This is a genomic window from Methylocapsa aurea (genome assembly GCF_000746085.1).
GTDB classification, from domain to species: domain Bacteria; phylum Pseudomonadota; class Alphaproteobacteria; order Rhizobiales; family Beijerinckiaceae; genus Methylocapsa; species Methylocapsa aurea.
Genome location: NZ_JQKO01000005.1, coordinates 66,716 through 88,299, shown reverse-complemented (window position 1 = coordinate 88,299; position 21,584 = coordinate 66,716). Strand labels below are relative to the sequence as shown.

General features: G+C 62.7%; 12 protein-coding genes and 1 tRNA gene. 5 read left to right on the top strand and 8 right to left on the bottom strand.

Going from position 1 to position 21,584, the window contains the following annotated elements:
* Nucleotides 1-180: 180 nt before the first annotated feature.
* Nucleotides 181-666: a bacterioferritin gene (gene bfr, locus DL86_RS04855; protein ID WP_036259102.1), complete on the bottom strand. Its 486-nt coding sequence runs from the start codon at nucleotides 664-666 to the stop codon at nucleotides 181-183.
* 860 nt (nucleotides 667-1,526) lie between these two features.
* Between bfr and DL86_RS04845 the strand changes: the two genes are divergently transcribed.
* Nucleotides 1,527-3,050 (top strand): malonate--CoA ligase, encoded by a 1,524-nt coding sequence (locus DL86_RS04845; protein ID WP_036258835.1) that lies wholly within the window; start codon nucleotides 1,527-1,529, stop codon nucleotides 3,048-3,050.
* Nucleotides 3,051-3,143: 93 nt separating this feature from the next.
* Here the strand turns inward: DL86_RS04845 and DL86_RS04840 are convergent, their stop codons facing one another.
* The 6 genes from DL86_RS04840 to tagH form a co-directional block, all read right to left on the bottom strand.
* Nucleotides 3,144-5,036, bottom strand: coding sequence for a serine/threonine-protein kinase (locus DL86_RS04840; protein WP_036258833.1), 1,893 nt, complete (start codon nucleotides 5,034-5,036; stop codon nucleotides 3,144-3,146).
* Nucleotides 5,036-5,821: a PP2C family protein-serine/threonine phosphatase gene (locus DL86_RS04835; protein ID WP_036258830.1), complete on the bottom strand. Its 786-nt coding sequence runs from the start codon at nucleotides 5,819-5,821 to the stop codon at nucleotides 5,036-5,038. Before DL86_RS04835 ends, DL86_RS04840 begins: the two co-directional genes overlap by 1 nt.
* A complete protein-coding gene (gene tagF / locus DL86_RS18605) occupies nucleotides 5,818-6,534 on the bottom strand; it encodes a type VI secretion system-associated protein TagF (protein ID WP_051952717.1) in 717 nt (238 codons plus the stop codon). Before tagF ends, DL86_RS04835 begins: the two co-directional genes overlap by 4 nt.
* Before the next feature lie 6 nt (nucleotides 6,535-6,540).
* Nucleotides 6,541-9,978, bottom strand: coding sequence for a type VI secretion system membrane subunit TssM (tssM, locus tag DL86_RS04825; protein ID WP_036258828.1), 3,438 nt, complete (start codon nucleotides 9,976-9,978; stop codon nucleotides 6,541-6,543).
* A gap of 471 nt (nucleotides 9,979-10,449) precedes the next feature.
* The gene (tssL, locus tag DL86_RS04820) at nucleotides 10,450-11,898 is read right to left on the bottom strand and encodes a type VI secretion system protein TssL, long form (RefSeq protein WP_036258825.1); all 1,449 of its coding nucleotides are present in this window, start codon (nucleotides 11,896-11,898) and stop codon (nucleotides 10,450-10,452) included.
* A 140-nt stretch (nucleotides 11,899-12,038) separates the two neighbouring features.
* Nucleotides 12,039-13,514, bottom strand: a complete 1,476-nt coding sequence (gene tagH / locus DL86_RS19130) for a type VI secretion system-associated FHA domain protein TagH (RefSeq protein ID WP_036258822.1) — start codon at nucleotides 13,512-13,514, stop codon at nucleotides 12,039-12,041.
* A 477-nt stretch (nucleotides 13,515-13,991) separates the two neighbouring features.
* Here tagH and DL86_RS18595 point away from each other — a divergent pair, with 477 nt between their 5' ends.
* The 4 genes from DL86_RS18595 (at nucleotide 13,992) to trmD (ending at nucleotide 19,261) form a co-directional block, all read left to right on the top strand.
* Nucleotides 13,992-17,582, top strand: a complete 3,591-nt coding sequence (locus tag DL86_RS18595) for a caspase family protein (RefSeq protein WP_051952715.1) — start codon at nucleotides 13,992-13,994, stop codon at nucleotides 17,580-17,582.
* A 225-nt stretch (nucleotides 17,583-17,807) separates the two neighbouring features.
* Nucleotides 17,808-17,882: transfer RNA gene (locus tag DL86_RS04800), tRNA-Val, on the top strand.
* A gap of 128 nt (nucleotides 17,883-18,010) precedes the next feature.
* Entirely contained in the window at nucleotides 18,011-18,544 is a 534-nt protein-coding gene (gene rimM, locus DL86_RS04795) for a ribosome maturation factor RimM (protein WP_036258817.1), read from the top strand.
* A 6-nt stretch (nucleotides 18,545-18,550) separates the two neighbouring features.
* A complete protein-coding gene (gene trmD / locus DL86_RS04790; RefSeq protein ID WP_036258815.1) occupies nucleotides 18,551-19,261 on the top strand; it encodes a tRNA (guanosine(37)-N1)-methyltransferase TrmD in 711 nt (236 codons plus the stop codon).
* A 241-nt stretch (nucleotides 19,262-19,502) separates the two neighbouring features.
* Here the strand turns inward: trmD and DL86_RS18590 are convergent, their stop codons facing one another.
* Nucleotides 19,503-21,563, bottom strand: coding sequence for an ATP-binding protein (locus DL86_RS18590; protein ID WP_051952713.1), 2,061 nt, complete (start codon nucleotides 21,561-21,563; stop codon nucleotides 19,503-19,505).
* Between the last annotated feature and the right edge of the window lie 21 nt (nucleotides 21,564-21,584).

The window sequence follows — 21,584 nt, the reverse complement described above, 5'->3', positions numbered from 1 at the left end:
GTCTCAAGCTGAAGCGATCATGCTATTTCGTTGTTTTGCGGGACAGAAAAGCCTGCGACTTTTTGGGTCGTGCTCTACGGCTTTTCGATCAGATGAAATTATCCGATCGAAAAGAAACGGCTCTGGCTACGAAAATCGCTCCCTGGCCTAATCCAAAAAGTCTGCAACTTTTGGACGTGTTCAGCTGTCGCCCTCGAGCTTCCCGATATGTTTCTGACTGTAAAGCTGGACGCCGAGCTGCCGGATCAGTTCCTGCTGTGTTTCCAAGAAATCGATGTGTTTTTCCTCGGCGATCAAAAGATCGTCATATAATTCTTTCGTCACAAGGTCATGGGCCGAAACACAATATTCAGCGGCCTCTGTATAAAGTGCGCGGGCGGTAAGTTCAGCGGTGAGATCGCAAGAGATAATTTCCTCGATCGTTTGGCCGATCAGCAAGGGGTCGAGGACCTGCAGGTTTGGAAATCCTTCCAGGAAAAGGATGCGGGCAATCACGCGATCCGCATGTTGCATTTCCTCGATCGATTCTTCGCGCCATTTCTTAGCGAGATCCTTGAACCCCCAATTATCAAGAATACGAAAATGCAGCCAATATTGGTTGATCGACGTCAATTCGCTGCGCAGGCTGCGATTGAGATAGTCGAGGACACGGTCGTCGCCTCTCATTTTTGCGGGCTCCCTTAGAATCTGCCAGATGATTTTTGTTTTATCATATTTTCTAATCTGGAAAGGGATTTCACGCGAAAAAGTTGCGGAGGCCTCCGGAAGAATCCGCAGCCGCGCAACTTCTAAACCGACCATGAGGACGCGGAGCGACCGCCAAAAAACCTATCGCGCGATTGGCTTTGGCGCGGATTGCATCACGCTCCAACTTCTCGAATCCGAGCCGTTCTCTTAGCCAGGATTGGCTTCGGGATTACTCGACCAAGGCGAGACTGGTCTCGCAAGCGGCGGCGTCGCAGGATCCGCTCCCAACGTCGGCCTTCGCCAGAGCCTCGTTAATGATTGTCTTGAGCGTGGCGGCGCAACGCCCGCAATTTCGGCTACAGCCAAGACATTTGTAGATTGCGCCAGGGGTTCGCGGACAAGCGTCGCTGCTAAGCATGCCTCTTATTTTTGAGTCTGTGAGAACATTGCAAGAGCAGACGATCATGGAGGCACCAAATACCTGTGACGCATCGACAAAAGAAAGTCTAACTGATCCTTCGCTATGACGCAAGCGCAGCAAAGAAGATTACAATCGTTCTAGAAAAGCAAAGCTGGCCATTCTAGCTTATACGCATTCAAATCTACTTCCTTACGACAAGAATTGTCGAAGTCCGCAGCCCGCCGGGAACAATTCGAGCACCCCCCGCTGCGCCCCGCAAACGAGCCGATAGCGGCGAAGCGTCAGTGCAACGCAACATCGGCGAGATTCATGAGCAAGAACCATGCCTTTGTCTGTCAGGCGCTCAGGGGCGCGAAGGCTCGGCGCTTGATATAAGCGCGAAACGCCCGCATTGGGATTGCTATTGGGGAAAAAACCAATGCCAAATTATCTGTTTCAAATGATCCGCGACCGGATTGGGCCGCCGGACGATCGCATCTTCCTCCAGACTCCAGGCGGCCCGGATTTCAGCTATGGCGACGCAGTCGCGGCGTCCGCCCGCTCCGCCGCCGCGCTGAGCGCGCTCGGAGTGAAGCCTGGCGATCGCGTCGCGGCGCAGGTCGAAAAATCGGCGGCCGCCGTCATGCTCTATCTCGGCGCGGTTCGGGCCGGCGCCATCTTTCTGCCGCTCAACCCCGCCTATACCTTGGCGGAGATTGCTTATTTTCTAAGCGACGCCGAGCCTGCGGTCGTCATTTGCGATCCGGATCGGCGCGGCGAACTGGCCTCGCTGGTCGCGAAAGCAGGCGCGCCATTGCTCGAAACGCTTGGCGCTGACGGACGCGGCTCCTTCGCGGACTTGTGCGCGACCCAATCAGGAGATTTTTCCGACGCGGCGCGCGGACCGGACGATCTGGCCGCCATTCTGTACACTTCGGGGACGACGGGGCGTTCGAAAGGCGCGATGCTCACGCACGCCAATCTTGCTTCGAATGCGGCGACGCTTGTCGAGGCCTGGCGGTTTACCCCCGCCGACGTCTTATTGCATGCGCTTCCAATTTATCACACGCATGGGCTTTTCGTCGCCATCAATACAATTCTGTTTAGCGCCGGACGGATCCTCTTTCTGGCGAGGTTCGACGCGGATGAATGCCTGGCGCTGATGCCGCAGGCGAGTGCGATGATGGGCGTCCCGACTTTCTACACGAGGCTTTTGCGCCGTCCGGATGTGTTGCGGCGGGCGAGCGCGCATATGCGGCTTTTCATCTCCGGCTCCGCGCCCTTGCTGGCGGAAACCCATCGGGAATGGGTTGAGCGGACCGGGCACGCCATTCTCGAGCGCTATGGCATGACGGAAACCAATATGATTGCGTCGAACCCCTATGATGGAGAGCGCATCGCCGGAACCGTCGGACCGCCATTGCCGGGCGTCGCGGTGCGGATCGCCGATCCGGAGACCGGCGCGGATCTCGGGCGCGACAAGATCGGCGTCATCGAGGTCAAGGGGCCGAATGTGTTCAAGGGCTATTGGCGCAACCCCGAGAAGACGGCGGCGGAGTTTCGCGCCGACGGCTTTTTCATCACCGGCGACCTCGGCAAGATCGACGCCAATGGCTATGTGCACATTATCGGGCGGGCCAAGGATCTGATCATCACCGGCGGCTTCAACGTCTATCCGAAGGAGGTGGAGGCCGAGATCGACGCAATCGCCGGGGTGGTCGAAAGCGCCGTCGTCGGGCTGCCGCATGAGGATTTCGGTGAAGGGATCGCCGCGATTGTCGTTCGGACGCCCGGCTCAGGTCTCGACGAGGCCGGCGTGCGGAGCGCCCTTGAGAATCGCCTCGCCAAGTTCAAATTGCCGAAGCGCGTGATCTTCGTTGAGGAATTGCCGCGCAATGCGATGGGCAAGGTGCAGAAGAACGCCCTGCGCGAAACGTATAAAGGTTCATTCCGGTCAGGCTAAAGTATGACCCCGAAAAGTTGCAGACTTTTTGGATAGGATCATGCGTCCGCAGAGAAGTATGACCCCGAAAAGTTGCAGACTTTTTGGATAGGATCATTTCTCGACTTTGAACGAGCGCGCCGCGGCGGCGAGGCTTTGGTTGGTTCGTTCGGCCTCCGCCAGCGCCTGCGGAAAAGCCTTGCTGGCCTGCGTAGGCTGGCCGCCGCGCAGGCTCGTCAAGGCCTTGCGGCTCGCCACCGCGAGGACGAGCTGGAGCTTGCCATTGCCGAGTTCGGCGCCTGTGCGCAATGCGAAGGATGCGGCGTCGTCATGCGCGCCGATCCGGGTCAGGGGAAGGGTGCGGACGAGGCCGTCATCGGTGACGACAAGGACGTCGGCCTGGCGTCCGTCGAGGCCCGAAACCGTGCCGGCGAGAGATTGGCCGACCTTTAGCGAGGCGGCCGCAAGGTCGAGCTTCAAGGGACGGGCGTCGTCGTTGCGCAGCCGGCCGAGGAAAGCGATCGCCGGGCATTGCCCCGGATTGACTGGGCGCACCCCAATATCCGCCTCGAAGCCATTGGCGCGGCGAAAGGCTTCATCAAGGCCTCGGAAAGCGACCGTCGAAGCTCCGAAGCCTTCGATCGTCGCGGCGCCTTCAGTTATGGAAATGGGCTTGGCGAAGAAGCAGTCGCCGCCGTCATATTGTTTGATGGAGGAAGCGATGGCGTCGATGATCCCGCGTTTGACCGGGTCGCTATCGGCGCGTTCCTGCGCCTCGGAATTTGAGGGTTGATCAAGGTCGAGTTTGGCCAGATTCATCGGGGCCAGTCCGGGCTTCACCGCAGCCGGCTCTCTTGCCGAAGGGGAGTCCTTCGTCAAATCGGAATCCTGCGCGAGATTGGAGGCCTGTTGCCTCGGCTTGCGCTCATCGGTCAACGCAGGGGAGGCCTCCGCCTGCAAATCGGGCGGCGGCGGAACGGCGGAAGGCGCGGGCCGGAGAAATATATAGAGGCCGGGCGCCGCAGCGGCGAGGGAGAGGAATACGGCGCCGATCAGGATCGCCGGCGTCCGGCCGATAGCGCTGCCCGGACGGGCGGGTTTCGAGGTTGAAATCTGCCGGGTCTTGGTCGGCGTCCGTGATCGAAGCGCTGGCGCCGCATCGACATTCCAGGCCACGACCTCGGCCATGGATTGCGGCCGATCGTCCGGATTTGGCTGCAACATGCGCTCGATGAGCGGGCGCAGGCGCGGGTCGATTGGCCCGACGTCGGGAACGACGCGCCGTTTCTCGATGACGTCGACATGATTGCCGCCCATGTCGATCGGGCCATTGCGCAGCGCCTCGGCGAGAACGAGCCCGAGGCTGTAGATGTCGGATTTCGGGGTGACCTCTCCGCCGAAAAGGCCGAGTTGCTCGGGCGAGACATAATTATATTTGCCGGCAAAGCCGCTGCCGATGACGGTTCCCTCGTCGTCGAGCCGGGTCGAACGCGCGATGCCGAAGTCGATGATCTTGGCCCGCGCCATGTCGCCTTGCGGGATGATAATATTGTCGGGCGAGACGTCGCGGTGGATGATTCCGCGCTCATGCGCGGCCTGAAGCCCGGAGGCGATGCGCTGCATCAGCCGGTGCACCGCCTCGAAGGCGAGCGGACCGCCGCGCAACATCGCCGAAAGCGACAATCCGTCGACGAATTCCATCGCCAGATAGGGACGCTCCAGCACCGGGTCGATCGTGAAGACGTAATAGCGGACAATTGCCTCATGATAGAGATTGTGCAGCGCCGACGCCTCTTTCCGGAACAAGGCGAAGGCGGCTTCGGCTTCGGCGAGGTCCGAGCGGATCAGCTTGATCGCGACAAGATCGCCGGTCTGGATCGCATGGCCTTTGTAGATTTCGCCCATGCCTCCGGCGGCGATCGGCTCGTCGATCTCATAAATGCCGTTGAGCTGCGTTCCGGCCGGAATGATCGGCCGCGTCGATCCGAACGTGGCGGCCTGGTTCATCAAAGCTCCGATCGCGCCATGGCGGACGCCGATTGCGGAAATACGACGGTCGAACCGAGCGGCGCGTAGCGGGTCACGACCACCGTCACATTATCAGTGGCGCCTCTTTGAACGGTGAGCGCGACGAGCGCGTCGCAGGCCCCTTGCGGCGGATTGCTCCGCGCGAAGGCGAGAATCTCGGCGTCCGCGACATGGGTCGTCAGCCCATCGCTGCAGATGACGAATATGTCGTCCTTTTCGAGAACGCCTTGGGCGACTTCGAGTTCAAGGTCGTGATAGACGCCGACGGCCTTGGTGATCACATTGCGGCGCGGCCAGGTCTGCGCCTCCTCCAGGGTCAAGACCCCTTCGGCGATGAGTTCGGCGACTTCGGTATGATCGTGCGTCAGCTGCTGGATCTTGCCTTGGCGCACCAGATAGATGCGGCTGTCGCCCGACCAGACGCAAGCGTAATAGCCCTCCCAGGCGAGCAACGCCGCGACCGTTGCGCCAATGACTATGCCGCCCATTTCATCGGCGATTTCGAGAAGGCGCTGGTTGGCGTTGACGAGCCGCTCGCGGCATCGCGTCAAGAGTTCGGTCACCGACGCCGGCTCGGGAATTTTCAGCAAGGACTCGACCACGATGGCGCTCGCGAGGGAGCCGGCTTCATGGCCGCCCATCCCATCGGCTACGGCCCACACGCCGCATTCAGGCAGGACGAGATAGGAATCCTCGTTGACGAGCCGGACCTTGCCGACGTCGGTCGCGGCCCCGCTGTCGAATTTTCGCGGCTTGTTCTTCATTCGCTCATCCCAAGTGTAACGTCCTTTTTCGGGCGATGCGGGGCCCGGACCGTCAGCATGTCCGTGAAAACGCCAGGCGCCGGCATCCGTTCTTGCATCCACGCCAGCGGTTCGCAGTCCGCGCCCCCCGAGGTCCACCAGAAGGTCGCGGCGCCGGCCGGACAGACGGTCAGCTCCCGACGCAATTGGGCAAAAACGCCGGCGCCCTCGCCAATGTCAGGCTCGCCCCTCCGTCGTCTTGACGGGTTTTCTTCGCCGCCGGCCTTGCCGCGCTCCGTCCCCCGCGCGAGCGCGCCGAGGCCGGCGAGCGCCTCCTCGGCGCGTTCGCAAGAGGGTCCCGGATCGAGCGCCCCGAGGAGAATATTTTCGGCCCGCTCGTACCAGGGATCGCGCGGATCTACATCTGGCGGGACGATCGTCTCGCCCTTCCCGGCGATGCCGATCAGGGTCAGCGGAAACAGTCGGCCCAAGGCATCCGTCGAGGGCATGAACGCGCCGCTCATTGCCGCGCCGCAGAGATCCGGCCCAAGCCAGAAACGCCAGATCGGGGCGGAGAGGAAGGCCTCTTTCCAGCCCTGCGCGCCGAAGCGCGCTCGGCCCTCCGCCATGCCCTTTTCGAGCCAGGGCTCCCATAGGCGCAAGAAAGCGCGCGGCGTTTCCAGGCAGAAAAAATCGCGTTTCGCCGGGAGTTTCCCAAAAAGGCCGCAGCGCATAAAATATCAACCTCCGTTCGGACAGCGAAACCGTCGCAGCTGCGCCGGAACCAGCGGCTTCAGGGCCGCGCTCGATGAGGATGGGCCGGAATTGAAGCGATATTGCAGCTCGCGGCCGCCGAGGGAAAATGTCACCAAAGTTCCGTCGCTGTTGGAGCGGCCGGCGTCGAGAAGCCGGTAAAGCGACCAGACCCCGCTGCGCTCGATGACGATGGGCGTCCGGCCGGCGGGGCGAAAGGTCAGCGCCGAGCGATGATTTTCAGCTGGCCCCGGCCATTGAACCGTGGTCGAGCCGCCGCTCCGGCTGGTGATGGTCGTTCCGTCAATGTCGAGTTTCGCGGCGCTGACCGCAGGCGCCGTCACGCTGAACGAAAAGCTGGGCGTGGCCGGATCGCCGGCGAAGAAAGCATCGCGGATTTCCGCCGCGCGTTGGAAATCGGCCAGAGCCTTGGGACCGAGTTGTTTCGCCAGCGCGCTGTCGTCGCGCCATTTCCACTCCGGGCCGGAGGCGTCGGCGGCGGGAAGCACGTATTCGCTCGCATATTGATCGATCAAGCCTTTTGGGCCGAAGATGCGGGTAAAATCATCAAGGCTCACATCCCGCTCGGCGTCGCGGGCGAAGGGATAGCGGCTGGCGATGCGGTCCTGGCAGGTGAGGGCGATCGCATCGCGCAGGGTTTCGACGGTCCGGGCCACGGCCGAATCGGCGATCTCTCGGGTCACGTCATCCGCGGTCTCGTTCATCATGCGGGCGAAAGGTTGCGGCAGGCTAGAAGCGTCGGTCATGAGCTTGGCGACTCCGCTGGAAATCCGCCCAGCGAGTTGATCGGCGGGCGCGCCGCCCATCGCGAGGCGGCTCAAATTGCCGCGGATCTCGTTCAACTGAGAAATCAGGAGGTCGATCGGCCGTCGTCCTGCGGGGCCTTCGACCAGGCGATGATAGGGCGCCAAAGCCGCGTCGATCATTCGCGCGGGGGTCTCGCCCGACACGCCCTTCACCGCGTCGCTCGCGGGCTCCGGGTCGGCGGACTCGTCGCCGCCGCCGCCTTCATCGATGTCGGTCAGCAGGGTTTCGTCGCGGATCGATTCAAGAATCCGGGCCAAGGGAGAGGTGACCGAACTTGCCGCGGTCAGCAGCGGATAGGATGGCCGTTCAGCGGTCAGGCGGCGGAGCTTCAGACGCTCGATTGCTCCCCGCCATGCGCCGACGAAGGCTTTGACATAGACGTCGACGAGGTCCTGCCGCAGCCGGTCATATTGCGCCGAAATCGCCGGTTGCTGGCCGGCCGCGCCAAGAACCCAGCGGTCGCGCCCCATCTCGTCCACAATGCCCGGGAGCTTTTCGACGAAAGCCTGTTCGAAACCCGATTTCGTCAGGAAATACGGAACCTGAATCGATTCGATCGACTCGTCGAAGACGACCAGGGCCCCGGCGCCGCCGGATTTGCTCGCGATCCAGCCGGGAAGCAGGCTCGCCTTTGCCCGCGCCGCCAGCAATTGGTAGGCGCGATCGGCGACATTGATCCGCGCCAGCGCCGCCTGGGCCTTTTCGACCAGAGGGCCATTCAACGAGACGAAGGGGCCATGTCCGCTTTCGAGATCGAGCATGGCGACGAGATGCTGTTCCAGCGCCTTGCGGCCTTCGCTGTTTTTCGGGCCAGGATAGAGATTTTCCGACCAGTCGCGCTCCAGCCAATTGATCAGCAGTCTCCGGTCGGCGGTTTCGAGCCCGCCGAGCATCAGATAGACCTTGAGCGCTTCAAACAGCGCGGCCGGATTGTCGGCGCTGGCTTCGAGCTGTTCCTCCAGCCGATAGACGAGGCGCGGCCGCAACAGCCGTTCAAGGCCGACGCCATAGGCGGTTTCCGCCGCCGACCGCAGTCGCGCGGTTTGGTTCAAACCAAGACTGCTCGAAGTGGCGGGAGAGGCGCGACCGGCGGCGTAGCCATCGGGGAGAAAGCGGAGCGCATGGAGCGCCGGCAGCACTTTGCTGAGATCGCGGTCGGCGACCGTGTTGGATCGTGAAAGTCCCGCGGTGAGCGCGGCATATTTGGCGGCCGCCTCTTCGCTTTGAGCGATCTTGTCGCTGTTCTTGGCATAGCTCATCCACCAAGCGCCGATGATGAGCGGCGCGGCGATCAGCAGGCAAGCGAGGGCCGCCATCTTGACGATCCGGTCGCTGCGTCCGGTCGAAACCCAACCGGCTTCGCCAATCACCACCTTCTTGATGAGATCGGTCAGGAAAAAGCTTTTCCCCTGGCCGGAATAGGCCGGAGTTCCGACGGCCTCGGCGCCAAAGCCCTTGGCCAAGGCGCCAAGCAATTGATCGATCGGCGTCCCCTGTTGGGTGCCGGAAGTGAAATAGAAACCGCGCAACGCAGCGTTGATCCGATAGTGCGCCGGATCGAAGATCTTGTTCAGGAAAGTCGCGACCTGGTCCCGCAACGCCGCCATCTGTGCGGGAAAGCCGAACAGGAGGACCCGGTTCGCCGGGTCCTTTTCCTCGGCCAGCCGGCTGGCGAGGCTTTCGTTCAGCCGCTCCACGAGAGCTTCGAATTCGGCGGGCGCGTCGGCGAGCATGGATTTCGTCTTATCCATCGTCTGAAAAGTGACGCCCCAGACCTGAGCCCGGCCGGCTTCATCGAGGCCGTTGAAGAATTCCATGAATCCGATGACGAGATCGGCCTTGGTGAACAGCGCATAGACGGGAAAATCGACCCCGAGGCGCTGGTGGAGTTCGAGCAGGCGCGCCCGGATCGCAGCCGCATGCGCCGCCACTTCGGCGGGCGACAGCGTGAGCAGATCCTCCAGGCTGATCGCGACGAGGACGCCGTTGATTGGCTGACGCGGCCGGTTGCGCTTGAGAAGATCGAGGAAGGCGAGCCAGCTCTTCTGGTCCGCCTTGGCGTCCGAGTCCTGCGTCGTGTAGCGGCCTGCGGTGTCGATCAGCACGGCGTCTTCGGTGAACCACCAGTCGCAGTAGCGGGTGCCGCCGACGCCGGCGATCGCGCCTGGCTGAGCGCCGCCCGCAAGCGGAAATTCCAGCCCGGAATTGACCAGCGCCGTCGTCTTGCCTGAACCGGGAGGCCCGATCAGCACATACCAGGGAAGGTCGTAGAGGTAGTTCGCCCTGCCGCCGCGCACGTCGCGCAGCACTGCGAGAGCCTCTTTCATCCGTTCGGCGAGCACCGGCGCGTCGCTGTCATCAATGCTCATTCCGCGCGCGATGCGTTCGGCGCCTGTCCGCCGCTCATAGAAGCGATAGGCGCCGGCCCCCGCGACAAGCGCGAATAGGGTGAGGATGGCTGCGATCCGCGGACCTGTCTCCTCCAATGGATGGGTCTCGCCCAAGGCGAGGAGCGGCCCGGCGAACCAGATCAAGGCCGCCACTGCGGCCGCGCCGGCGAGGCTGATAAGGGACCGAAGCCAGAACTTTCTATTCATTACGCCTGCCTATTCGCGTCGGCTCCCGATCGGATCGACGTCCGATCGGCGGGAAACCGCGCCGGATCAATTTGTTGGAGCATGTCGGAAGGGGGCATGCTCGAGAGCGCTTCCCGATCAGATTTAAGTCGTCTGATCGGGAAATGCTCAATTTCAAAGACCTAGAGCATGATGCCGAAAAGTGGAAACCGGTTTTCGGACGACATCATGCTCTAACTCTTTGATAAGAAGCGGATTTAAGACTTTGGACGAGATCGCGTTGCGATTCCGTCCAAAATCATCCGGCTCTAGAGCATGTTCCTATGAGACATCGGATATATCCGATGTCTCAATTTCGAAAAAGTCGATCGACTTTTTTAAGAAGATGCCCCAAAGCGCTTTCGCGCGAAGTCGAAATCGGTCCTCGTCAAGAAAATGCGATAAAACAAAGACCTAGGGTTGCTTTCTGCCGCTATCGGATCTGAAGGCGCTCTAGTCGCTGCGCGGGACGACGATTTCGACCCGCCGATTCTTGTTGCGTCCTTCCGGCGTATCGTTCGAAGCGATCGGCGCATCGGCCCCCTTGCCAACCGTTTCGACCCGTTCGGGATGCGAGAGAGATTGCTTGAGAAGATCGCCGACAACCTTGGCGCGCTCCAGCGAGAGCTCAAAATTCGAGGCGAAACGCGCATTGGAGATCGGCCTGTTGTCCGAATGCCCGACGACCTTGATCGCGCTTTTATCGTCGTCGAGGGCGAGCGCGATATACATCATGAGCGGGCGCACGTCGTCGAGGACGGCCGCCTTGCCGGGCTGGAACAGGACCCGGTCGGTAATGTGAATGACGATCTGATTGACGGTCGAGTCCACGCTGAGCGTTCCGGCCGCGATATTGGGCTCCAGCACCTTGCGGATATGGTCGATTTGCGACGCTTGCGCCGGCGTCGGCGGCGGCGCTGGCGGCGGCGCGACGGCGACCTTGCGGCCGATTGCGACCGGCGTTTGCGGATTGAGCGCGGTCAAGGCTTCCGCCGCCGCCTCCGCCCGCCCGCCAAGCGTGAGGCGCAGGCCGATATAGACGCCAAAGAGAATCAGGCCGACGACGCCGGCGGCGGTCCAAAGCGGCACCCGCAGGCGGACCGCATGGCCGGCCAGCGACTGGCCCTGCCAACGCGGCGACAAATCGTGGGCCGGCGCCGGCCGCGCCTTCTGCAAGAGCTCGTAAAGATCGTGCCGGATGTCCTGCAAGGTGGCGGCGCCCCCCGCCAAAGTCTGGTGCGCGCCTTGAAATCCTAGCGCCAGGCAGGCGTGAAACAATTCGAGCAGCTGATAATGGGCCTTGGCGTCGGCCTTGACGCGATCGAGCTCGTCGAAGAACCGGCGCCCGCTGCTCTCGCCGAAGAAACGCGTCATCAGGCCCGATCGCGACGCCGGACGATCTTCGCCGGGCAGGTTGGCGAGGACTTCGTCGGCGGTCGCGCACAAGACATATTTTGCTGCATTGGCTTCGTCCGGCGCAACCCCGGCGGCGCTCATGTCGCGCTCGCATTTCTCGATCGCCGCGGCGATTTGCGGCGTCAATCCGGCTGCGGGCGCCCGCAGCAATGCGGTGCGCAGGCGGCCAAGGAAAAGAAGCAGGGGGCCGGCGGCCTGCATGATCGGATTTTCGTTTGGAGCGCCAAGGTCCAAACCCTGAACCGCCGATTGCCGCGGCGCCGGCGCGCCCGCCTTCGCGGCCTGCCCAAGCGGAGAGGCCTGCGGCCGGCGACCGCCGGGATTGGGCCGGAACACGGTTCGATCGTCGACATAGGCTTGGCCGTCCACCGGTTCCTGCGGCGGCTTTGGCGCCGCAGCTGCGGCTGGGCGTGCCGCCGGCATCGGCCGGAAAACCGTCCGATCGTCGCGCTCTTCGGAACCAGGGTTTGGATCTTTTTCGTTCATCGTCCTCTGCCTGGAACTCTTGCGCCTGACGCTCTTGCAGACCCTGTCAGGCCATCCCACAAGACCAATATCTTAAATTATCCAATATCTTCAATATATGATGCGCCGCGGGGCGGTTTGTCCGGCTCCCACGGCGCCAGTCATTTCGCGCTCGACTCCTTCGCTTGGTCGTAGCATTCGGCAAAGTAAAGCATGAACGCGTCGACGAGGCCGTCTTCGTGGCGCAGAGTCTTAGCCTGCCACCGGGCGAGATAGAGGTCCCAGAGCCGGCTCTTGCGGCCGCCGAACAAACCCGCCAAGCCCTTGTCCAAACCCGCCGATTCGTCGATCGCTTTTGGGTCGAGATCCTCCACGAGCATGCGGACCGCCTGCTGCATGGCCGCGAAAGTCTTGACCTGATGGGTTTTCAAATCGGTGAATGCGCCTTCGAATGCCCGCTTGGCGTCGAGATAGCCGCTGGTGCGCGGCCCGAACATGATTTTCAAGGCGTCATCGGGCGTCGGCGCGAATTTCAGCGGATTATTGTCGAGGGCCTGGATCATCGTCTGGCTCGACGTGCGGGCGAAGCGCTTGGCCTTGAAGCGGGCGCTGAGAAGCTGGGTCAGGTTCTCGACCGCCATCCGCGTCAAGGCGCCGAGCTCTTCGGCGACCTTCAAACCGTCTTGGCGGGCGAAGATATGGTCGGGAATGCCGGCGCCTAAGGCGAAATGGCGGAGAAATTCGTCGGGACTGGGAGCAGCTCCTTCGCTGTCCGCTCGGCTGGCGGGTTCGCGGTTCGAGTCCATCTGGACCGCAATCGGACCGGAGACATTCTGGGCGCGGCCCTCCGGCGGCTTCCAAGCCTTTGCCTCCTGAGCGATCGCCTCCAGAGCCTGGGCCTCCAAAATATTCGCTTCCGAAGGTTTCATTTTGGCGAGCGGCGCGCCTACCGCCACCGCTGGGTCTGGCGAGACCGCGGCCGGCGCGGCGCTGCGGACCGGGCTGGCGCCGATAAGTTCAGGCGTGCGGAGGCCAAAAGCTCCCGGACCGCGACGCCCGCCTTGCTCGTCGAGCCTCGGCGCGACATTTTCGCGAGGCTCGGTTGCTCCGCGCAAGCTTGTCGAGGGCGCAACGATTGGAGCGATTGCGAAAACCCCGGCGCAGGCGGGATCTTCGGGTTCGGGATGAGTTTTAGCTTGCGCCTCGGGCCAAGGCTCCGCCGCAGCACTGGGGCAAGTCTCCGGCGCAGCCTCAGGGAAAGTCTTTGACGAGGTTTCGAGCAAGGCCTCGAGCGCGTCGGCTTGCGTCGGCTCTGCATCTGCCTCCATTGCGACCGCGATAATGTAGGGGCCGATCGCCAGCCGATCGCCGTGGCGCAGCCGATGCGGCGCCTGGATGCGCCTGGCGCTGTCGTTGAGAAAAGTGCCGTTGGTTGAGAGGTCATTGAGCCAATAAGCGTCGTCGCGGTATCTTACTTCGCAGTGCTTGCCGGAGATAAATCGCGTCGGATCGGGAAGCGTCCAATCGAGATTGGGGTTGCGGCCGATGTCGATGCCCCGCTTGTCCGCGAGCTTGACGCTCACCGGCGCGCCATTGGGTAGGCTTTGTTCGTTTTCGATCGTCAGGATCAGCGTCATCGCGGCAACTCCAAACTCTCAAAAAAGACGCCGTTTTCTTTATGCTGTTCTGTATTTTTCAATACATTTCTATATCACTTCGGAGGCCCGATGCGCCCACCGGCCTATTCCGCCCTTGATTGACGTCCGATGATGGGAAACCTCCGGTCCGTCCCCATCTGGGCGACAATTTACGCCGCCGCGTCGTCATGGCGTTGATCTGCGACAAGGCCGCCGCGCGCTCGCCGCAGCGTCGTCGATCGATATTCCAAGCGGCATATTGCAAGCGTCTCGCTAATTTCTTGATTTGATCTTTCTTCGGCAGCATGACCTTTGTTCGCGTTTTCTCCGTGCGCCACCGCACGCGGCGGCCATGATGGCCGCGCGCCGTCATTGTTTAACTCTTAAACCCAACCTATGTTAGCGTCGATATTTTCCACAAGGGCCCGCCTTGCCAAGGGGCGTGGCTTGAGGTCAGCCCGTCGCCAACCGGTTCCAATGCACAAAGCGCTAACCGCAGTCGCCGTTTTGGTCTGGAGCATCCTTGCGCTGATGCTGCTGGTCGATTCTGCCGCTGCGGAGCGGCGCGTCGCTCTCGTTCTTGGCAATGCGGGCTACAAGAACCCCGGGCTCGACCTCGTCAACGCAAAATTCGACGCCGAGGATGTCGCCGCCGCTCTGACGGGACTCGGTTTCGAAGTCCTTCTTCGCACCGATGCGGACAAAGCCGGCGCCAGCGATGCGATCCAGCAATTCGCCCGGATGGCCGTCGGCGCGGATGCGGCGCTGTTTTTTTACGCCGGCCACGCGCTTCAATATCAGGGCCACAACTATCTCCTGCCAGTCGACGCCGACGTGAAGGACGACATCAGCCTGTCGTTTGAAACCGTCCCTGTCGACAATGTCCGCGCCGTGCTCAACCGTTCGAGCGGCGTGAAAATCATGGTTTTGGACGCCTGCCGCAACAATCCGGTCGCCGAACGCCTCGCGCGCCTCGCGACTTCCGCCTCCGTCGCCGCCCCGGCTCCCGCCCTAGGACGAACGCGTGGGCTCGAAAGGATCGACAAGGCCGAAGGCCTGATCGTCGCTTACGCCACTTCGCCTGGCGATGTCGCGCTGGACGGGCAGGAGCGCAACAGCCCCTTCACCAAGGCGTTCCTGCGTCGGCTGAACGAGCCCGGCCTCGAGATCGAGATGATGTTTCGCCGGATCGCCAGCGACGTGGCCGCGGCGACGAGCGGGCGCCAGCGGCCGGAGACCTATGTTTCGCTGGTCAACGAATATTACCTCAATCGAAACGATCGGATCGCCTGGGACAAGATCAAGACCACCGAGGATCCAGCCGTCCTGCACGACTTTCTCGAACATTTTCCTTCGTCATTCTATGCACTTGAGGCGCGCTATCGCCTGCAGGCGCTCGAACGCGCGATTGCGGACGCCAAGGAGCGCGCCCTGATCGAAGCCAAGAAGGCGGCGCTCGAAGCCTCGGAGCGGCAACAGGCGGCGGAAGCGCGCCGGAAGGCCGAGGAAGCCTGCCAAGCCGATCGCAAAGCCTTGGCCGGGGCTGGAGCGCGCGATGCGGCCGGCTTGCGGTCTCTCGCCCGCGCGGCCTTGTGCGACGAGGTGAAACGGGCGGCGCAAGAGCGGCTGACCGCGCTCGAAGCCCTGCTCGCCGAGGAAGAGGCGATCTGCCGCCGCGATGGCGCCGCCCTGGCGGCCATCGAAGGACGCGATCCCGCCAAATTCCGGGTCTTGATGCAGGCGAGTTCCTGCCCTTCGGTCAAGGCGGCGGCCGGCGAGAAAATCGCGGCGATCGAAGCCGAGCAGGCCAGGGAGGCCGATCTCTGCCGGCGCGAGGACGGCGAATTGAAGAATTTGGCCGGGCGCGCCCGGCCGGCCGACTTCGAGGCGTTGCGTCAGCGCGCGCAGTGCCCGGCGACGATCGCGGCGATCGATCGCGGTTTGCGCGAATTGGCGGCGGCGGCCGAGGCCGCCTGCGCCCGCGACAACGCCGCGCTCGGCTCCATTCCGGCGCGCGACGGCGCGGCCTTGCGGGATCTTGTCGGCAGGACGCCTTGCGAGAGCGTGAAAACGGCGGCTTCCGCCCGTCTTGCCGAACTCAATGCGACGCTTGCGCGCGAAGCCGAGGTCTGTCGGCTGGAAGACGGCGAGCTAAAAGGTCTCGTTGCGCGGCGCCAGCCGGCCGATATCGAGGCGTTCCGCAAACGCGCGCAGTGCCCGGCGACGATTGCGGCGATAGATCGCAGCTTGCGCGAGCTGGCTGCGGCCGCAGACGCCGCCTGCGGCCGCGACAACGCCACGCTCAACGACATCGGCCCGCGCGACCTTGATGCCTTGCGCGACCTCGCCGACCGGACATCCTGCCCGGCGATCAAGGTCAGCGCCGACAAGCGGCTCGCCCAGATGGAGGCGAGTTTGGCCCATGAGACTGAAATATGCGAGCGCGACGAGGCGCAATGGAAGGGTCTAGCGGCCTCCGGCAATCGCGCCGATGTCGAGGCGCTGCGTCAGCGGGCCGAATGCAAGAGCGTTGTGGCCGCGATCGACCGCAGGCTCGCCGAGCTCAAGACAATCTGCAAACGCGACGACGCGGCGCTCGCGGCCATCGGCGCGCGCGACGTCGAGGGGCTGCGCGGCCTCATCGGCAACGCGGGCTGCGACGATGTCAAAGTGAACGCCCGGCAACGTCTGAGCAAGCTCGAGACCGTGATCGCGCGTGAGACCGAAGCCTGCCGGCGCGACGAGGCGGAATGGAAGAGTCTAGCGGCCTCCGGCAATCGCGCCGATGTCGAGGCGCTGCGTCAGAAGGCCGAATGCAAGAGCGTTGTGGCCGCGATTGACGGCAGGCTCGCCGAGCTCAAGACAATCTGCAAACGCGACGACGCGGCGCTCGCGGCCATCGGCGCGCGCGACGTCGAGGGGCTGCGCGGCCTCATCGGCAAGGCGGGCTGTGACGACGTCAAAGTGAACGCCCGGCAACGTCTGAGCAAGCTCGAGGCTGAGATCGCGCGTGAGACCGAAGCGTGCCAGCGCGACGAGGCGGAATGGAAGACCCTGTCGGCCTCCGGCGATCGCGCCGCAATGACGGCGCTGCGCCAGCGCGTTGAGTGCCCCAGCGTCGTCGCCGCGATCGACCGTAGGGCCGCGGATTTGAAGGCGGCTTGCGGACGCGAGCAAGCGGCGCTTGGCGCCATTGGCAAGCGCGACGCCGAAGCCGTTCGATCCCTCCTTGCAACCGCCGCATGTGAAGAGGTCAAGACCGCCGCCGGGGCCAAGCTCGCCGCGATCGAAGCCGATGTCGCCGAGCAGGAGGTCGCTTGCCGACGCGAGGATGTGGAGCTTGCGGCGCTTCAGACGCGCGGCGCCGAAGCGCGCGACCAGATGGTGGAATTGAAGAAGCGATTGACCTGCGCGAGATTGCGCCCGGCGCTCGACGCCGCGCTCGAGAAGCTTCCAGCGCCGGAAGAAGTCAACACGCCGGAGCAGGTCCGCTTGGCGCAAACCGAATTGAACCGGCTTGGCTGTCTGTCCGGGCATCGCAATGGAAAGCTGGACGCCAAGACCGAGCAGGCCTTCGGCCGCTATTTCGAGGTTCAGGGCCACGCTATCGCCGAGGTCAAGGTCGACGAAGCGCTTCTCCTTGAGCTGAAGGAGCAGAAGCCGGATCTCTGCGCGCCGCCGGTCACCGCGACGCCGGAGCCGTCCGCTAAACCGGAAAAGCCGGCGAAGCGCGCTATAGCGAATCGCCCGCCGCCGGAAGAACAAGCAACTCCGTCCGAACCCGAAAAGCCTTCGCCGCGCCGCAGAAAAGAAAAGCTCGCAAATGTTCCGCCGCCGGAGGAGCCCCGCTATCGGCCGGTCGAGCCAAGGCCTCCAAAGGAAAAGGCCGTTCGCCCGGCCTCCGTCGAGCCGCGCATGCCGCGTCGCGAGGCGGTCCAGGCTCGTCAGCGTCCGCCGGCGGCCCAATCTTCGGCGGGCGTCCCCCGCGTTGGAGGCGGAGGCTATGGCGCAGGCGGCGGCGGTGGCGGCGGGGGTAGCGGCAGCGGCGCGCTGGGCGTCGGGTTTTAAGCGTGACGCCAAAAAGCTGCGAACTTTTTGGATAATGTCATGCGTTGAAACAAAGAGCCTGAGAGCGGATTCGACTCCGCTTCATGCATCGGCTCTAAGCCTCGTCCACCTTGGCGGCCAACACGGAAAGCGTCGTTTGCCCGCAATCTTTGCGGCTTGCGCCGGCGGATGTGAGCCGATATACCCTGTCGCGACCAAAGCAGATCCCTTGTCGCCAAGGGTTCTGGGCGCGTAGCTCAGCGGGAGAGCACTACGTTGACATCGTAGGGGTCACAGGTTCGATCCCTGTCGCGCCCACCATTCGCCATTCCAGTCCGGGCCGCCGAGCCTTGCTTCTACCCGACGCTTGTAGGGGAGGATCATTGCCGGCGGAGGGCCTTGCTGGACGGCCGCACCGAACCAGCAAGCAGCCAGAGTTTGTGAGCGCCATGATTCAGGACCGCATCCTCGTTGGCCGTTTTGGCGCCCCGCATGGCGTCAAGGGCGAGGTGCGGCTCCAATCCTTCACTGGCGTTCCAAAGGCGATCGCCGCCTATAAGCCCCTTCTTGATGCGAGCGGAGCGCGGCAATTTTCGATCAAGGCGCTGCGTCACTTGAAGGACAATGTTTTCGTCGTCCGCGTCGCCGGAATCGACGACCGGACGAGCGCGGAAGGCCTGACCAATGTCGAGATTTTTATGCCGCGCGAGGCCTTGCCGGAAGCGGGAAGCGATGAATTCTATCTCGCCGATCTGATCGGCCTCGCGGCGGTCAACGAGGGCGGTGAGACGATCGGCCGCGTCGTCGACGTTCATAATTTCGGCGGCGGCGACATTCTGGAGATCGCCCGCGAGGAGGGCGGCGAGACGCTGCTTATGCCTTTCACCAAAGAGGTTGTTCCCGCAATCGATGTGACGGCGGGCAGGCTCATAGTCGCGCCGCCGGTCGAGATCGAGGCGGAACTCTCGCCGCCGCAAGACTGACAGGTCATGTGGCGGGCGACGGTCTTCACGCTTTTTCCGCAGATGTTTCCGGGTCCGCTCGGCGTCTCCCTGTCCGGTGAGGCGCTGGCGCGCAATGTCTGGGCGCTGGAATCCAAAGACATCCGCGACCATGGGCTTGGCCGCCATCGCGCCGTGGACGACACGCCGGCCGGCGGCGGCCCCGGAATGGTCATCCGCGCCGATGTTCTTAGCGCCAGCCTCGACGCCGGCCTCGTGGCGGAGGACGCCCGGCCGCGCCTGCTGCTGAGTCCGCGCGGCGCGGCGTTGACGCAATCTCGGGTTCGGGCCCTTGCCGCCGGAGACGGCGCGGTTCTGATCTGCGGCCGGTTCGAAGGCGTCGATGAGCGGGTGATCGAGGCGCGCGGCCTCGAAGAGGTTTCCATCGGCGATTACGTGCTGTCGGGGGGCGAGATCGCCGCGATGGTCGTGCTTGACGCCTGCGTGCGGCTTCTGCCGGGGGTCATGGGCAAGGCGGCCTCTGGCGTCGAGGAGAGTTTCGAGGCCGGGCTGCTCGAATATCCCCATTTCACCCGGCCCCGCGCCTGGGAAGGGCGGGAAATCCCAGAGGTTCTGCTCTCCGGCGACCACGCCAGGATCAAGGCCTGGCGCGAGGCCGAGGCCTTGCGGATCACCCGCGAGAGAAGGCCGGATCTGCTCGCGAAGCGGCCCGCGAGGGGGCCGAGCCGGGAAGCTTAAGTTCAGGAGCGGGGCCCGACTGTCGCGCCCGCCAATGGGGGCGATCGATAGCCTTTTCGCGATGCGGCTGGTTTTGAAACATAAGAGACCTTCCGACGAAAGATTGCCCACCGCCGCTTCGCGCCCATCCAAGCCGTTCGGTCGATCATCGACTCCGCTCCGAAGCAGCCATTCGCTCAAGTGACACGTCTCCACGCGAAAGCAGTGAGGTCGGTTGAAGATGGAGAGAGACTTGAGACCCTCATGCCCCTTGTTCGATTCCTAGCCGCCGAAAAAATATCTTGTTCCGACGCCGCGCCCCTTCGAGTAAGCGCGCGAAGGACATCGCCACAAACATGATGTTGTCACGCGGACGATAACGATAGCGGCCAACGTCTCCCGGCATTTCCAGGAACTCCTCGCGATCCAGGTACGCTTTAAAGTCGTTCGTCCAGTCCGCGAGGATATAGACCGTCGTGAGGGCGTTCGGCTCAATGTCGATCACAGCGCCCCCCTCTGTCTTTGCACGGCCTTCCTTGAGCTGCCGAACATAGGAAAGCGTCTTGCTCACCGGATCGTCCCGCGACGCCGTTGTGCGTCCGGGCTGTTTCAGCTCGACAAGCACCAGCTGCGTGGGAGGCTTCGCACCGTCATGAAATGATGCGAAGCCCGACTCATAAATGGCCAGATCCGGCCGCAGCCGTGATTCGACATCGTGACCCGTCACGCGACCGATCGTGAGATCTGAGAAAAGATGCTCATGGAACGCAAGGCGCTCATCAATCAGCCATAGATTCTGTTGCTCGGTCCCGACCTCGCCTGACTGCCGGCCACGTGGGAACACGATACTGTGGACAACCTCCTCGCGCCTGTAATCCCCTTCTGGCGTCGTCCTAAGAATGTTTTCTACAAGGTCAATGATCACGCGGCGGTGAAGGACGTAATTGGCAAGATCGCTCTTTGCAACGTCGCCAATGCTGTCGACAACTCGGGCCCACTTATCAAAGTACTCGTCCTCGGACTTCTCTTTCGGAGTCGCAGAGAGCAGCTTATAGGCTTGGTCGTTCCGCTTCCGCCGCTCCTTGAAAGCTGCGGCATGAAGGGAACTCTCGATCGCCTGATCGTCGGTGGAGCGCAGGTTCCGGGCCAGTTCTCCAGCCTCCGCCTTCAAAAAATGATACCCGAGCCCATCGCGACTGATGTAGGCCTCGATCGCCCTTGAGCGAACTCGCACCGCGACCTCAATGTAAGGCTCCAACTCGTCTCTGACGATCTTGAGGGCGTCCGCCCGGATGACCCTGATGGACTTCGGTTCGCCGAATAGGTCGGTTGCGGGCTCGGTTGGCTCTGCTTGCTGTTCGCTGGCTTCGATAATATCCAGTGGAGCGTCCTCGATGCTTTCGTCTGTGAAGGTAACCCTCATTGGATCTACGGATTCGTTGAGAAACGACCCTTGCACGATAGCGACGAGCCAAAAGCCCTCCGGCTCGCCGTCCAGCTCAAGCGGCCCAGTCGCTAGTACAGGGAGGTACTTGTCGAGATAGTCGGAGTGAACTTCACGTAGCGATGCGGCTAGGATCAGCCGATGGCGTAAGGCAATCTTCGGCCGCAGCTTGACTAAGGTCACCATAAACGTACGTGAGCCGATCACGAAGGGCTGGTCGCGTGACGATATAAGAAAGTCCGCGCGGAACTCCTCGCGAAGACGTTTCTTCTTCTCTCCGTCTATGATCACGATCTCGATGTTTGAGGCGGCGAGCAAAACAGGCAGAAAATGTGACATGAACTCGCGCGCTATCGTGGCCGCTTCTTTCGGCACGTGGGACGCGTATTCAGGACGCATGGAGCGAAGACGGATAATGGTGGTGAGAGGCCCTGAGCCGACGCTTTGCTCAGCCTTATTGCCGCTGTAACTGAGGTCGAACTTGAACTTACGGTGACGTAGCTCGCCAGCCCCATCCACGTAAGTCGACTCGATTTCCACATCTTCGAACACCTTCAGGTAGGCGAACCGCCCGCGGCCCTTCCCACCCTTCGGCTGTTTGCGATCAGTGTAGAGCTGATCGAAACCACCCATGTTCGCGTCGTTGAATCCGACGCCGTCATCCTCGATGATGAACGTGTGGGGGTCTCCGGGCGTCGCGTCAATTATGGACGGTGGATGCCGCAGCACCGTAACGTAAATCGTCCCGTTGCCCTCGCGTTCGCTGATCGCGTCCAGCGCGTTCGAGACGGCCTCGAAGACTGGTAGGAGCGGCCTCGACTTCGCGATGCGGATCTCCTGCTTCACGAAGTTCGCGATGTTGGCTGGAAGTCCTGTCATGCCCGCTTTCGTCCGAGAATC